This window comes from Pseudoglutamicibacter cumminsii (assembly GCF_003143995.1).
Classification (GTDB): Bacteria; Actinomycetota; Actinomycetes; order Actinomycetales; family Micrococcaceae; genus Pseudoglutamicibacter; species Pseudoglutamicibacter cumminsii_B.
In genome coordinates this window covers 1-14,155 of sequence record NZ_QFWG01000009.1, presented here as the reverse complement: position 1 = coordinate 14,155, position 14,155 = coordinate 1, and the positions used below count along the sequence as shown (strand labels likewise).

The window sequence follows — 14,155 nt, the reverse complement described above, 5'->3', positions numbered from 1 at the left end:
AATATAAATTATTTACCAAGGTAAATAAATTTCCTTGGCTAGGTATAAGGGAAGCGCCATGAATCCACGTGCAGCACAACCGCTGACAGAATCAAAAGAAGCGCGGCCGAGAGTTCGCCGTTGGGCACGAGTACTGATTCCGGCGCTCCTGATTGTGCTGTGGGTGGGTGCTGGTAGCCTGGGTGGCCCATATTTTGGCAAAGTTGATGAGGTCTCATCGAATGACCAGACTGCGTATTTGCCCAGTTCGGCTGACGCCACCCAGGTGCAAGAACGACTTGCTGATTTCCGCGACTCCGAGGCAATTCCCGCGGTCGTGGTGGTCGCAAGTGAAAAAGTGCTCACTCCCAAACAGCTCTCTCAACTCAGCGATGCGGTGGCATCGCTCCCCAAAAGCGTGCCAGGCGTGTCCTCAGAGGTGTCTTCGCTTATTCCGTCCGAAGACGGTAAGGCCGCTCAAACCTTTGTGCCTATTGAAGGGAAGGATGGGGTTCGCGAAGCAACGACCGGAATAGGTGAGCATTTGCGCGCTGTGGCTCCCGAGGGCGTTCAAGTGTATGTCACCGGTCCGGCTGGGTTCACCGCTGATCTCGTGAACGCGTTTTCAGGGATTGACGGACTCCTGCTCAGTGTTGCACTGCTTGCCGTGCTCATCATCCTCATCATTGTGTACCGTTCCCTGCTCTTACCTGTAGCGGTGCTGACGACAAGTTTGATGGCGCTGACCGTTGCGCTGCTTGCGAATTGGTGGCTCGCAAAATGGGGGCTGTTCACGCTCTCCGGTCAGACTCAAGGCATTCTCTTCATTCTCGTGATCGGTGCTGCAACCGACTACTCCCTGCTATATGTGTCTCGGTTTCGTGAGGAGTTGCGGAAGACAAAGGATCGCGGCACTGCGACCCGGCAGGCCCTTCGCGGTTCGTTCGAACCAATCCTCGCTTCGGGAGGCACCGTAATCGCCGGGCTGCTGTGTCTACTGCTTTCAGACCTCAAGTCCAATAGTTCACTCGGTCCCGTCGCCGCTGTGGGAATTCTTTTTGCGATGCTTGCAGCCCTCACGCTGCTGCCCGCCATCCTTTTCGCATTCGGTCGTGCCGCTTTTTGGCCTAAGCGCCCACACTTTGAACCTGAGGTTGTCGCGGCAGAGCATGGAATGCCAGTGGGCATGTGGGCCCGCCTCGCCAACTTTATTCGTACTCATCCACGACCCACGTGGGTAGTTACTGTCGTGGTCCTCGCCCTAGGAGTGTTGGGGGCCAGCCAGCTCAACGCATCTGGAGTGTCTCAGTCAAACTTGGTGCTCGGAGCCAGTGAGGCTCGTGATGGACAGAAGGTACTCGGTAAGCATTTCCCCGGAGGTTCGGGAAGCCCCATGTATGTCCTCACTCCCGAAGCCACACTCCAGCAGACCAGCCAAACATTGATCGACATCGATGGTGTTGACAGCGTCTCGGTTGTAGCGGCAGATTCACCGAGCGGCACCGCACTGGTCACCAAAGACGGTCTTCAAGCTGTTGGCCCTCCAGGAACTCCCACACCGGAACCTACGGTTTCGCGCGGAGAAGTGCTACTGCAGGCAACGCTCAGCGTCGCAGCAGATTCTGAAGCCGCGGAGCAGGTTGTGCGTACCACTCGTGGAGAGCTTTCGGGTAGCGACGCGATCGTAGGAGGCGTGACGGCAACCGCCGTTGACACGAATGACGCGTCAATCCATGACCGCACGCTCATCATTCCCGTGGTGCTGCTAGTGATCCTACTGATCCTGATGCTGCTGCTTCGGTCAATTGTTGCGCCACTGATTCTTATCGCGACAACCGTACTGTCTTTCGGTACCGCGCTTGGTGTCGCCGCGTTGATGTTCAACCACGTCTTCAACTTTCCCGGCGTCGACCCGGCCGTGCCACTCTATGGGTTCGTGTTCCTTGTCGCACTCGGCATTGACTACAACATATTCCTAATGACCCGAGTGCGCGAAGAATCAGTTGCGCACGGCACAAGAGGGGGCATCTCGCGCGGTCTAGCCATCACAGGCGGCGTGATCACCTCTGCCGGTCTCGTGCTCGCGGCAACGTTTGCGGCTCTTGCGGTCATCCCAGTTCTGTTCCTCGCGCAAATCGCATTCATCGTGGCGTTTGGTGTATTGCTTGACACCTTTATTGTTCGATCGCTACTCGTGCCTGCCCTCGCAACAGATATCGGCCGCAAAATCTGGTGGCCCTCAAAGCTCGGAAAAGGCGAAATGTAGAACTGGGATTCAATGCCTCATGGGCATGTAGCTAGTGGGAGCTGGGGCAGAGTCTTGAACTCGAAGGTTCGACCGACGTCGGGCGATGCGATCTGTGCCGCCTATCTGCACAACGAGGTCAGACCATGACCTCGCGAATGCACGCGCGTTTCGTAAGCTAACTCATGCGCTACCCACGCTGCTAGGTCGTAAAACACAGCACACCTATCCACAGATAGGTTCCGCGGAAAGTTTGAAATCGTGAGGCAGAACGACTGTTCATAATTTCATGTGCGAGGGGGACGAAACAGTTCCAGTCCCCGACGCTACCCAGCACGGCCGCGACGCCCTGGTGGGAGCAGCCCGCGGCTGCGAGCCTTAGCGACCCAGCCCTGCGTAGCACTGAGTGCGACACCGTTGATGTTAGCCATTGTCGCTGACGGGTTCTCGTCGCCATGCCCTGAGAGCTTGCCGTGCTGCAGGGCGACGCAAGACGACGATAGAGCGACGCAGAATCGGCGGGTTAAGGGTCAAATTGTGTGTCCGGGGTCGGTGTTTTCGGTTGTGTTGGCGCGGGTTTCGCCGGATATGTATGGCTGTTGTGCATATATCGGTGGTGTGAGCGTTCATTCCTCGGTGTGGTGTCGTTGATGTGGTACTGGCTAGTGATGTGGTGGCTGGATGCCGAAGAACAGACCACGATGCCACTGCGGTGGCGATATGAAACGCAATGGCACCACCACAAACGGTAGGACGAGGTGGCGGTGCAAACTCTGCGGAGCATCCACCACCAAAACCCGAACGGATATCACCAACGCGGCGGTGTTCAGGCAGTTCATTGATCACTGCACCTCGAGTCGTAGCTTGAAAGACACCGCACAACAGGTTGGGGTGAGCCCTTCCACGTTGAAGCGACGGTTTAGTTGGTGCTGGCTGGTTGAAGTACCTGACCCGATGATCAAGCACGCCGGGACGATCTATGACCAGATCTTTATCGATGGAACCTATACCGGTGGCGGGTGTCTTATCGTGGCAGCCACCCTGGATTATGTCCTGGCCTGGCACTGGTGCAGGCGTGAAACCAGCCTGGACTACCAGAAGCTGCTTCAACGTATCCCCGCCCCGGTGATCGCTGTGATCGATGGAGGACAAGGAGCCGCCAGCGCTATCAAGAAATGCTGGCCTACCACCGTGATCCAACGCTGCCTGGTCCATGCACAACGAGCTGTACGACGCTACACCACCTCACGCCCGCGTACCGATGCCGGGAGGGCGATCTATCAACTAGCGCTGAACCTGACCCGAATCACCAACCTGGATGAAGCCGCCACCTGGGCGAGGCAACTCCATGAATACGGCACCCTCTACCGGGGATGGCTCAACCAGAAAACTTTCACCACAGACCCGCACACCCACCAACGACACTGGGCCTGGACACACCCGAACACCCGTAAGGCCTACAACAGCCTGCTACACCTATGGCGAAGCAACCTCCTGTTCACCTACCTCAACCCACCAGCCGAACTACAACACCGCCACCGCATCAAATCCACCACCAACAGCCTTGAAGGCGCAATCAACGCCCAACTGAAACTCCTCACCCGCACCCACCGCGGCCGGGCCGGGGAACACCAACGAAAAATGCTGGAATGGTGGCTCCACCAAAAAACAGAACTGCCTGACGATCCAACAGAAATCGCCAGGCAGTCCAACTGGGGCCAAAACCAACTCGCCAAAGTACCAGCCCTGACCCACAACGAGAACCAAGCCGACCACCACACAGGACGACCAGCCCTCTACGACAACGCTATCGACACCACCTACACACACTCAATCGGCATCCAAAAAGGCCACATCTAAACCCACGACACACCCAAACCAGACACACATTTTGACCCCTAAGCCGAATCGGCGGCGTCTGACCAGGAAAAATAAGAGAACCCCCACGAGTAGAAACCTCATGGGGGTTCAGCAATGGTCTAATGACCACTACGTGGCTCCGACCGGCGTCGATCCGGTGACCTTTCGATTTTCAGTCGAACGCTCTACCAACTGAGCTACAGAGCCGAACGGCCATCTTGCGATGGCCGTTCAGATGCTTCTTTCGAAGATCTCGCGACCCTGACGGGACTTGAACCCGCGACCTCCGCCGTGACAGGGCGGCGCGCTAACCAACTGCGCTACAGGGCCGTGAAGCGAAAACGCTCACAAGGTCAAAACTCTACCAGGACTTCTCTTGTAGTCCAAATCCAAAGTTTTGAACGTACCCCCAACGGGATTCGAACCCGTGCCGCCGCCGTGAAAGGGCGGTGTCCTAGGCCGCTAGACGATGGGGGCCTAGTGCGTTGTGCACCGAGATACCAGTGTAATGCATAAACGCGAAGTAGACTAATCGAACACAAGATTTAACCTAAAACCCCGAGATTTCAAGGTTTAATCGGCGTGTCACCCGGTGCCACATATGGTTAAAACATGGCTTTCCGCGTCACCACCGAAGCGTTCGAATACGCTGCCCACTCCGTATACGAGCAGCTGCCTCGCGAGCTCACCGCCGCGATGAACAACATCCACATCTTTATCGAGGAAGAGCCCGAGCCTGGTTTCGGCGAACACCCCGACACCCTCACCTACGGCTACTACGACGGGACGCCACTGACCGAACGCGGCGAAGACGAAATGGGGCAGCTCCCCGACCGCATCGTCCTCTTCAAAAGCACCTTCGAAGAAACCTGCGCCAACTGGACCGAGATCGTGCGGGAACTGCACATCACGTTCGTCCACGAAATCGCCCACCACCTCGGCTTCGAAGAAGACGAACTACACGAACTCGGCTGGGGCTGACCACCCCCGTTAAAACCTTTGGCATCGTGTGTGCTGTTACTTGCGACGCAAAATAACAGCACACACGATGCCAAAGATGAAAAATTAGCGGCGAGGCTTCGGAATCGCGTCCTCGTTCGCGGAAACGAAATCGTAGTAATCCCGCGCCTTCAACGCTGCGCCAGCAACCGCATCGACATACACATCACAGCGACGATGGAACTGAAGCACAGACGCCGGAACCATCGCTGCAACAGGACCTTCGACCATGCCCGCGACCGCAACAGCCTTCGCCGCGCCCGTCGCAATCATGAGCACCCGGTCCGCGTCCATAACGGTACCGATCCCCTGCGTAATGCAGTGAACAGGGACAGCATCGATGTCATTATCGAAAAAGCGGGAATTATCCTGGCGCGTCTGCGGGTGCAGCGTCTTCACGCGAGTACGCGAACCCAGCGCGGAGCCCGGCTCATTGAACCCGATGTGGCCGTTGCTGCCGATACCGACAATCTGCAGGTCAGCGAAACCACGCTTAGCCATCTCAGCTTCGTAATTCTCCGCCTCAGCGCGTGGATCCTCAGCCATGCCATTAGGGATGAAAACCTGCTCAGGCTTCAAACCCCACTGCTCAGTTACGTATTTAGTCAGCACCGAGTGATAGGACTCCGGATGCGTTGGTTCCAAGCCAATGTACTCATCCAACGCAAAACACGTGATCTTCGACACGTCTAGCCCGTGGTCGCGAACATGCTCCGCCACGTAGTTGTAAATGCCGATCGGCGAAGAGCCGGTTGCCAACCCGAGAACCAAATCCGGCTTGCGACGGATGGCGTCAACAACTTCAGCGCCAGCCTTCTTTTCGGCATCTGTTCTTGTCTTAGAAATGATCACGTCCATAGAACTACTCTAAGCGCCAACCCGACTCATTCCGCGTAGATTCCGCTGAGTTACCCGAAAGGGGCGCGTCTCTTTTCAGCTCCCCATCCCCTGTAATCAAACCTTCGGCATCAAGAGTGCTGTTATTTCTGCGTTACCTATACGGCCTGCGAGGCCATGCCGCTGCATCCTTCCTGTACTTAATAACGACAATTTTGTTGCCAAAGATAAAGATCTGTGGGGCGAATGTTACTCGTGTTACTCATGTGACTACTGTGGATTGTGTTTACGATGTTGCCAACGTTATAGAAGTTTCGTAGAGTGTCCGAGAGACCTTTACTGAATCGTGATCTCGCCGCAACAAGCGGGCCGCGATTCAGGCAAATCAGAGCTTCCCCAAACAAAAGGACTTCCCCATGGCACAGCGATTCCGCCTTGCCGCCGCGGTCACCGCCGTCGCGATCACCGCAACCACCTTCGTCGGCGTCGCCAACGCATTCCCGGGCGCACCAACCGCAAAGCCACTGCAGAAGCAGCGGGCAAACGTCCCATCTGCACACGAAGTCAACACTGCGAAGCTTTCCCCAGCATCCGCTAAGGAAATGCGCAAAACCCTCGAGACGCAGCTAACCCAGACGTCTCTCACCCTCAATTCCGCCCAGGCCAACGCACAGCTTGCTTGGGACGCCCTCAGCGCCGCTCAGCAGCGCGCTGTCCAGAAGGGTGAAGAAGCCGCTGAAGCCAAGCGCCAGCTCGAGGCCGCACGCAAGGCAGAAAAGCGCGCCAGCAAAGACCTCGGCCGCATCGCGTCGGAAACCTACCGCAACGGCGGCATCAAAGTCGGCCCAGCAGAACTCCTCACCGCCGAAGACCCGCAGGAGCTCCTGAACCGCTCCGACGTTCTCCGTCACCTCTCCGACGCACGCGCCCGCGACCTCACCAACGCACGCAACGCAACCGAGCTCGCATCCCAGTGGGACGCGTACGCACAAGCAACTGCACACGCCGCTGAGAAGGCACTCGGCGAGCAGACCGACGCCGAAACCAAGGCGCAGAAGGTCGCCACTGAAACCCGCGTCACCGTTCTGCAGGCAACCGCAGACCAGAACGAACTGCTTGACCGCCTCGCTGACCTCAACGGAACGAGCCGCTCCGAAGAAGAAAAGGCCTTCCAGAAGCGCGAAGACGAACGCCTCCAGCGCGAATTCGAAGCCGCACAGGCAGCTCAGCGTGAAGAAGAAGCCCGCGCCCAGGCTGAAGCTGCGCGCGCCGAAGCCGAGCGACAGGCCGCAGAGCAGGCCAGCTCCGTCGTCGACGGCATCGAACGCCCTGAAAACGTCATCGAAGAAGAAGCTGACGATGCGGCTGCAGGTGACGCCGCATCGAGCGAAATCGTCGACGGCCCGAGTGACGAAGAGCTAGCTGAAGCACAGCGACAAGCAGAGGAAGAAGCCGCCCGCGTAGAAGCCGAACGCGAGGCCGCCGAGCAGGCCGAACGCGAACGTGTGGCCGAAGAGAAGCGCAAGCAGCTCGAAGCCGAGCAGGCTGAAGCCGCTAAGAAGGCTGCAGAAGCACGCAAGGCGCAGGAAGAAGCCAAGCGCAAGGCTGAAGAAGCTCAGCAGGCCGAACGCGAACGCCTTGAGCGCGAAGCTGCCGAACGAGCCGAAGCCGCTAAGAAGGCTGAAGAGGCTCGGAAGGCTGCTGAGAAGAAGGCGGCTGAAGAGGCCGCTCGCGCTGAAGCCGAGCGGAAGGCAGCTGAAAAGCGCGCCGCTGAGAAGAAGGCCGCTGAGAAGCGTGCCGCTGAAAAGAAGGCTGCCGAGAAGAAGGCTAAGGAAGAAGCGGCTAAGAAGAAGGCCGCTGAGAAGAAGGCTAAGGACGCCAAGAAGAAGAAGGCTGCATCCGCCGGAACAGGAAAGCAGGCCGCTCTCAACTGGGCGCTCAACATCGCCAACTCCAGCGGTTACGGCTACGTATTCGGCGCCAACGGTCCACGGTACTTCGACTGCTCGTCCTTCGTGCAGAACGCGTTCCGCCAGTCCGGTATTTCAACGCAGCGCGTTGCAAGTGCACAGTTCACCGGCGCACCACAGCAGGTCAACCTCAAGAACCTGCAGGTCGGGGACCTCGTGTTCTCCTCCAACAACGGTGCCCCATCGGGTATCTACCACGTAGCGATCTACATCGGTAACGGCCAGGTAGTTCACGCCCGCAACCCGCAGGCAGGTATCTCCGTCACCCCGATCAGCTACGTCAACAACATCTACCCGCTGGCGGCACGCTACTAAACCCCAGCAAACTAACCTTTGGCATCGTGAGTGCTGAAATTATTTCAGCACTCACGATGCCAAAGGTTTTAAAAAGTGAGGGCCTGGCCATGCCCCACCGACATGACCAGACCCCACAAAACGCGGCGGTTAGTTCTCCTCAGCCTCCGGCATCGGACCGAACTCGCCACGGTTCTCAATACGCTCATCCTTACGGGCCGGAACCACCAGCACCGGGCACTTCGCGTGGTTCAACACCGACTGCGACGTCGAACCCAGCAGCATGCCCGCGAAGCCACCGCGGCCACGCGTACCAGTAATCAGCAGGCGAGCCCGCTTCGATTCCTCAATCAAAACCTGAGCAGGAACACCCTCAACAACAACAGTCGAAACGCGCAAACCCTCGAAGTGGTGGCGCAACCAGTCAGCCGCCGCGGAAAGCTGCGTGTTCATCTCCTGAATCACCGACTGCTGATCCATCGCGGAAGCCGCCCACATCTGCGTGCCCGAAAGCGGCGGCAAAGCCCACACGACCTTCAACTCGCACCCGCGTGCAACAGCTTCCTGAGCCGCATCCAGCATCGCCAAACGAGCAGCAGTCGAACCATCGACACCAACAACAACCGTGTCCGACGTTTCCTTACGCGCCAGCGAGCCCTTCGGCACAACCACGGTCGCGCAATGTGCATGCGGCGGAACAGCCGAAGCAACCGACCCCAAGATGCGGCCGAAGAAACCGCCACGGCCGCGGGCACCCATCACAACCATCTCAGCGTGCTGCGAGTACTCCAGCAAAGTGCCCGCCGCATCGCCCGTTTCAACGTAGGCGCGCACGCGGTCAGCCGGAGCGAACGGAACCTCAGGGTTCTCGTGACGGCGGCGATCCAGGTCCGCCAGGGCTTCACGCAAAACCGTCTCCGCACCGGAACGCAGTGTCTCGTCATCCAGCGCCGAATAGCCTGCGTCCATCGCGGTCGCCACGAACGTTGGAATCGTATACGACATCACGGCCTCAACCGGAAGGTTACGACGGCCGCCCTCAGCCGCTGCCCACGCAAGGGCCTCGAGCGACTGCTCCGAACCATCGACACCCACGACGACCGCGCCGGCGCCAGGCGTGTTCTTCTTCTGCGCTTCTTCCCTGTTGCGGGCGTCCTCCTGCTTGCGCGCTTCCAAGCGGATCGCAGCGAGGTCCAGCGCCGACGTGTCAACGTCTGGCTCGTTGGCGGGAGGGGTTGGGGTGGTCTCTGGGTTTTCGGTCATGGTGAAACTCCTACAGATGATTCGCGTTTTCCGCGTTCTACTTCCACCGTACCCGCGAAACCTATGTATCCGCGAGAAGTCGTGGTCTATAACCGGAGATTAATAACAGCACTGGCGATGCCGAAGGTTCAGTTTTTACAGCACTCACGTTGCCCAAGGTTAAAAAGGACGATGGGGTGGCCGCGTCGGCGCCGCTTGTCACCTTCAGTTGGTGTTGGTTGGTTAAAGCGACGGTGTCGGGATCCTTGCGGGTCCCGACACCGTCTGCCGTTGAATCTAAAAACTGCGCGTTATGCGATCTCGTCCATACGCTTTGGTTCGTGCCAGATGTCGGCGCCGCGGCCCTGATCCATGCTGTCGAAACCACCGTCGACGTAGATGATCTGGCCGGTCATCGAACGGTTGCCCTCTGACACGAGGAACGCAAGCACTTCGGCGATCGCTTCCGGCTTCACGGCGCCGTTCAGTGGTGCCGGCATAACGCTCAGCACGGCCTTGCGGCCTTCTTCGGTCGCGAGCAGCTCCTTCGTCATCGGGGTCTCAACAACGCCCGGGCCAACCGCGTTGATCGCGATGCCCTTGCCAGCGAACTCCCCCGTCGGGGCGACGGTGCGAACCCAGGTAGCGATAGCGCGCTTCGACGCCGAGTAGTTCGCGTAACCGATTTCCGGGCCCTTCTCAGCGAGCGCAGTGCCGTACTCGATGGCCTCATCGCGATTGCCGTCCAACAGAAGCTTCACGAGGTTCACGTCAGTTGGCTGAAGCGAAGCTGCCGATGCGGTGACAGCTACGCGTGGATTGTCCGACTTCTCAAGCAGAGGCTTGAGCGCCTCGATCGTGTCAACAGCGCCGAAGAAGTTCACCTTCACATCGAGCGAAGTCTGCGAAGCGGTACCAGCGTTCGCAACGATTCCGTCGATGTGATCGTGCTTCTCGCTGATCGCCTCAACCATGTCCCCGATCGACTCGATGTTCGTCAGATCGACCTCAAGATCAGCGCCCTTCAAGTCGACCCCAATCACGGTTTCACCGCGCTGCCGCAACAGATCCGCAGTAGCCTTACCGATTCCAGAACCAGCGCCGGTGACGACAACAATTCGAGCCATTGAACTCCACCCATTCCTTGAGATCGTGGATTAATGAGACGCCTTAATGATATCAACGCAGTCGCAAAGTATATAGCTTTCAAAGTGACAAAATAGCGACATTCCAGCCGACACCTTGTAGCAGGTCATGTATCGTCGTGCAAGCCATCACGGGCGCGATGTCCCCGCAACCCCTCACCAATCTTTCACACAACCACGCACTAGAAAATCACAACTAAAGCATCAATAAATCGACTACAAAGCCTGCATCTATTCGATAACTTTCAAACCAATAATCATTCACCCTTCAACCTGACACCCCAGACCAGCCCCACCGCGCATCGGACGCCGGCCCACAAAAGCGACCAAAAACACCACGCAAAGCCGCGACATCAAGCCTCACCCCACGTCGCGCAACGGATAGAATTCACACCATGTCATCACCACAAACCACCCAAACCACCAGTGGGTTCGACAAATACTTCAAGCTCACCGAACGAGGCTCAACCCTCGGCCGTGAAATCCGCGGCGGTTTCGCAACCTTCTTCGCGATGAGCTACATCGTCGTCCTCAACCCACTCATCCTCCAAGGCGCCGACACCAACGGCTACGAACTCGGCATCGCCCGCGTCGCAGCAGCAACCGCATTCGTCGGCGGCATCCTCTCCATCATCATGGGCCTCTGGGCGAAACAGCCCTTCGCCCTCGCAACCGGCCTCGGAGTCAACGCGCTCGTAGCCGTCACCGTCGCGACCAACCCAGGGCTCTCATGGCAAGCCATGATGGGCCTCGTGGTCATCGCGGGTGCCATCATGTTCGTCCTCGTGCTCACAGGGTTCAGAACCGCGGTCTTCAACGCGGTCCCGGCCGGGCTTAAGACCGCGATCGTCGTCGGCATCGGCGCGTTCATCACGCTGATCGGCCTCGTCAACGCAGGCTTCGTCCGCACAGGCCCAGGCACCGTCGTCACCCTCGGCATCAACGGCCGGCTCGTCGGCTGGCCAACCCTCGTGTTCCTCTTCGGGCTGTTCCTCACCATCGCCCTCATGGTCCGCAAAGTACGCGGCGCGATCCTCATCGGCATCATCGCGTCCGCAATCCTCGCGAACATCCTGCAGGCGACCCTCAACATCGGCGCAGGCGGCGGAGACAACCCGACAGGATGGGCGCTCGTCGTCCCAGGCCAGAACTTCACGTGGCAACTACCTGACCTGTCCCTCATCGGGCAGGCCAACGTCGTCGAAGGATTCACCCCAGCATCCGTCGGCGCAATCGGCGCGATCCTGCTGGTATTCGTGATCCTGCTGTCCATCTTCTTCGACGCGATGGGCACCATGGTCGGCCTCGCAACCGCGGCCGGCACCATCGATAAAGACGGCAAGATCGAGAACGTGGACCGCGTACTGCTCGTCGATGCCGCAGGTGCGGTCGCCGGTGGTGGCGCAGGCGTTTCATCGAACCAGATCTTCGTCGAATCCTCCGCAGGTATCGCCGAAGGCGCGCGCACCGGTATCGCAGCCATCGTCGCCGGCGTCCTGTTCCTGCTCGCGATGTTCCTGACCCCGCTCGTCCAGTTCGTGCCGTTCGAGGCCGTCGCTCCAGCGCTTGTGACCGTCGGCTTCCTCATGATGAGCCAAGTCACCAACATCGACTGGAACGACATCGGCATCGCACTGCCAGCGTTTCTCACCATCCTGTTCATGCCGTTCACCTACTCCATCGCGGACGGCATCGGTGCAGGCTTCATCGCGTTCGTCTTCATCCGGCTCGTACAAGGCCGAGTCAAAGACGTCCACCCACTCATGTGGGTCGTCTCCGCGTTCTTCATCCTGTTCTTCGGGATGGGGCTAGTCGACGGATGGACAGGCGCCTCCGCCTAACCAAATCTCACCTTCGGCATTAAAATTGTAGAAATAATGCCGACCCCAGCGGAGCTGTTGCGACCAGTGAAAACTGGCCGCGGCAGCCCCGCTTTATATTGGTGAGGTGGGTGGTGGGCGTTGCGAAGGCCGGCGATGCGGGAGGTCGGGTGGCGGTGGTGAGGTGAGTCTGGCGGTGTGGCTCGGTGGTGCGGACCGGCGGCCGGCGGGTGGCCGGCTGGCGGCGGTACGGCCCTCACCGGGGCAACGCAACCGGCGCGCTACCGGCGCGCTTATGCAGCTTTGATGACTCTCGACGTCTTTCACGCTTGTTGTTATCCGCAGGCTCGGACAGGTTCAACAAGGCGAGGCGGTCGTCCTGTTATCGATTCCCGCGGAATTACAGGGAATCCGACCGTTGAAAGCTGTGCTCAGGTTGTGAATCTAATATGAGTTTTGTTCTTCTATGGTGCATCTAGTTGTGTTTGCCTACCTTAGTTTCTGGACGCAGTGACATGTTTAAGGGGCACATTCATGCCAGATCTAAGACGAAGTACTATCGCAACGGGACTCACGCTGGCTCTCGCGGTTGGGCTAGCCGCCTGCGGCGCTAATAACAACGACGCGGCGCCGGCTGATACGGCGCCGTCTGTATCCCAGGTGGCCGACACATCAGCAACACCGTCGGCAACGCCGTCGGCGTCGGCATCTCCCACATCACCATCTGAATCAGCATCGCCATCGGGACCATACGAGCCGGCCACATCCAAGCATCCGGCACGCAACGTCCCCGACCCGGGACCGCTGCCCAAGGTAGCGAAAGAGAAAAGCAAAGTTGGGCAGATAGCTTTCGCTGAGCACTGGTTCAAAGAAGTCAACTATGCGTGGGAAACAGGTGGCTTCCGGGACGAGTTCTGGGAGATCACTTCACGCGACTGCAAATACTGCCAAGCTGCCGAGAAAACGTTTGCGCGCATGAAGAAAGATAATGCTTGGATTGTCGGCGGATACAACCACTTCGAGAATATCCACGCTCCCAATAAGAAACTTGATGACGGAACGTACTACGTCACGTTTACCGCTTATGAAGAAGAGCGGGTCTTCTTTAGGCCTGGCGAGTCAGCAGCAGTAGAAACAACGGCAGCGGGCTCGACTGATGCAGGAACACTCATCTTGGAACGCAAGAATGACGGCTGGGAAGTCCAAGGGGTATACGGTGCTGGGCGCTAAAACTCGCAACAAGATCACCGGCGCTATTGCGGCAATCATCAGCTACTTCTTAATCGTCAATGGTGGTATTGCAAACGCCGCAAAGGTTTCCTACGACGGAGAAGGAGGCAGGTTGGAGGTACACGACGTGCAAGAGGAACGGAACGTCAAAACCCTTCCCGGGGCTTCTTCGCCAGAGCCGGCTACCGCTGCTCCGGTGCGGTTGGGTCCGCGGCCGGTGTGGCATCAAGTATGCCGGACCACGGGTGTCGCGGCACGGTCTGGCGCGGTCACCGGATCAACCACAGTGGTTGGGACCGGGCTGCATATAGCCGAGGTTCAGGATTCTCGGGCTCTCAAGGCAGCTCGTACCCAAGCGTGTACCCACCGGGCCGTGAGCGAGTGCGGTGAACGATCCGACCTGCTCTACACCAAGACCGGGGGCCAGTCCCGGGTCGCATGCCGATACAAAGGCAAACCATCCAAGCAGGCACCAGAGCAGCGGCCACTAAGCCTGAGCGAGGTCCGGACTTTGGTCGCGTCAGAGACGAAGCA

9 protein-coding genes and 3 tRNA genes are annotated in these 14,155 nt (G+C 58.6%); 6 read left to right on the top strand and 6 right to left on the bottom strand.

What is annotated here, in order from left to right; all coding sequences use genetic code 11:
- Positions 1-58 precede the first annotated feature (58 nt).
- Both CAY35_RS07240 and CAY35_RS07235 read left to right on the top strand, forming a co-directional pair.
- Complete coding sequence (locus tag CAY35_RS07240) at positions 59-2,245, top strand: MMPL family transporter (RefSeq protein ID WP_109303974.1); 2,187 nt, start codon at positions 59-61, stop codon at positions 2,243-2,245.
- Between the two features lie 660 nt (positions 2,246-2,905).
- The gene (locus tag CAY35_RS07235; RefSeq protein WP_109303973.1) at positions 2,906-4,084 is read left to right on the top strand and encodes an IS1249 family transposase; all 1,179 of its coding nucleotides are present in this window, start codon (positions 2,906-2,908) and stop codon (positions 4,082-4,084) included.
- A 134-nt stretch (positions 4,085-4,218) separates the two neighbouring features.
- On the opposite strand, the gene CAY35_RS07230 is transcribed toward CAY35_RS07235, so the two are convergent.
- The 3 genes from CAY35_RS07230 to CAY35_RS07220 all read right to left on the bottom strand — a co-directional run bounded on the left by CAY35_RS07230 (position 4,219) and on the right by CAY35_RS07220 (position 4,561).
- Positions 4,219-4,291, bottom strand: a tRNA-Phe gene (locus CAY35_RS07230).
- A 49-nt stretch (positions 4,292-4,340) separates the two neighbouring features.
- Positions 4,341-4,414: transfer RNA gene (locus CAY35_RS07225), tRNA-Asp, on the bottom strand.
- Positions 4,415-4,488: 74 nt separating this feature from the next.
- A tRNA-Glu gene (locus CAY35_RS07220) sits at positions 4,489-4,561 on the bottom strand.
- 135 nt (positions 4,562-4,696) lie between these two features.
- Here CAY35_RS07220 and CAY35_RS07215 point away from each other — a divergent pair.
- Positions 4,697-5,065, top strand: coding sequence for a metallopeptidase family protein (locus CAY35_RS07215; protein ID WP_109303972.1), 369 nt, complete (start codon positions 4,697-4,699; stop codon positions 5,063-5,065).
- A gap of 84 nt (positions 5,066-5,149) precedes the next feature.
- Here CAY35_RS07215 and nagB read toward each other — a convergent pair whose 3' ends face one another.
- Complete coding sequence (gene nagB / locus CAY35_RS07210; protein ID WP_109303971.1) at positions 5,150-5,941, bottom strand: glucosamine-6-phosphate deaminase; 792 nt, start codon at positions 5,939-5,941, stop codon at positions 5,150-5,152.
- A 395-nt stretch (positions 5,942-6,336) separates the two neighbouring features.
- On the opposite strand from nagB, the gene CAY35_RS07205 reads away from it, so the two are divergent.
- Positions 6,337-8,205, top strand: a complete 1,869-nt coding sequence (locus CAY35_RS07205; protein WP_101629747.1) for a C40 family peptidase — start codon at positions 6,337-6,339, stop codon at positions 8,203-8,205.
- 129 nt (positions 8,206-8,334) lie between these two features.
- Here CAY35_RS07205 and CAY35_RS07200 read toward each other — a convergent pair whose 3' ends face one another.
- Together CAY35_RS07200 and CAY35_RS07195 are read right to left on the bottom strand one after the other, a co-directional pair.
- Positions 8,335-9,447, bottom strand: a complete 1,113-nt coding sequence (locus tag CAY35_RS07200) for a universal stress protein (protein WP_109303970.1) — start codon at positions 9,445-9,447, stop codon at positions 8,335-8,337.
- 290 nt (positions 9,448-9,737) lie between these two features.
- On the bottom strand, positions 9,738-10,553 hold the full coding sequence (locus tag CAY35_RS07195) for an SDR family oxidoreductase (protein WP_109303969.1): 816 nt from the start codon (positions 10,551-10,553) through the stop codon (positions 9,738-9,740).
- Between the two features lie 413 nt (positions 10,554-10,966).
- Between CAY35_RS07195 and CAY35_RS07190 the strand changes: the two genes are divergently transcribed.
- Both CAY35_RS07190 and CAY35_RS09490 read left to right on the top strand, forming a co-directional pair.
- Complete coding sequence (locus CAY35_RS07190) at positions 10,967-12,412, top strand: NCS2 family permease (RefSeq protein WP_109303968.1); 1,446 nt, start codon at positions 10,967-10,969, stop codon at positions 12,410-12,412.
- A 639-nt stretch (positions 12,413-13,051) separates the two neighbouring features.
- A complete protein-coding gene (locus CAY35_RS09490) occupies positions 13,052-13,621 on the top strand; it encodes a DUF6318 family protein (RefSeq protein ID WP_219930463.1) in 570 nt (189 codons plus the stop codon).
- The last annotated feature ends 534 nt before the right edge of the window (positions 13,622-14,155 follow it).

Coding starts and splice junctions, on each gene's coding strand:
- CAY35_RS07200 (WP_109303970.1), bottom strand. CDS start 9,447: ATGACCGAAAACCCAGAGACCACCCCAACCCCTCCCGCCAACGAGCCA.
- CAY35_RS07240 (WP_109303974.1), top strand. CDS start 59: ATGAATCCACGTGCAGCACAACCGCTGACAGAATCAAAAGAAGCGCGG.
- CAY35_RS07190 (WP_109303968.1), top strand. CDS start 10,967: ATGTCATCACCACAAACCACCCAAACCACCAGTGGGTTCGACAAATAC.
- CAY35_RS07215 (WP_109303972.1), top strand. CDS start 4,697: ATGGCTTTCCGCGTCACCACCGAAGCGTTCGAATACGCTGCCCACTCC.
- CAY35_RS07235 (WP_109303973.1), top strand. CDS start 2,906: ATGCCGAAGAACAGACCACGATGCCACTGCGGTGGCGATATGAAACGC.
- nagB (WP_109303971.1), bottom strand. CDS start 5,941: ATGGACGTGATCATTTCTAAGACAAGAACAGATGCCGAAAAGAAGGCT.
- CAY35_RS07205 (WP_101629747.1), top strand. CDS start 6,337: ATGGCACAGCGATTCCGCCTTGCCGCCGCGGTCACCGCCGTCGCGATC.
- CAY35_RS07195 (WP_109303969.1), bottom strand. CDS start 10,553: ATGGCTCGAATTGTTGTCGTCACCGGCGCTGGTTCTGGAATCGGTAAG.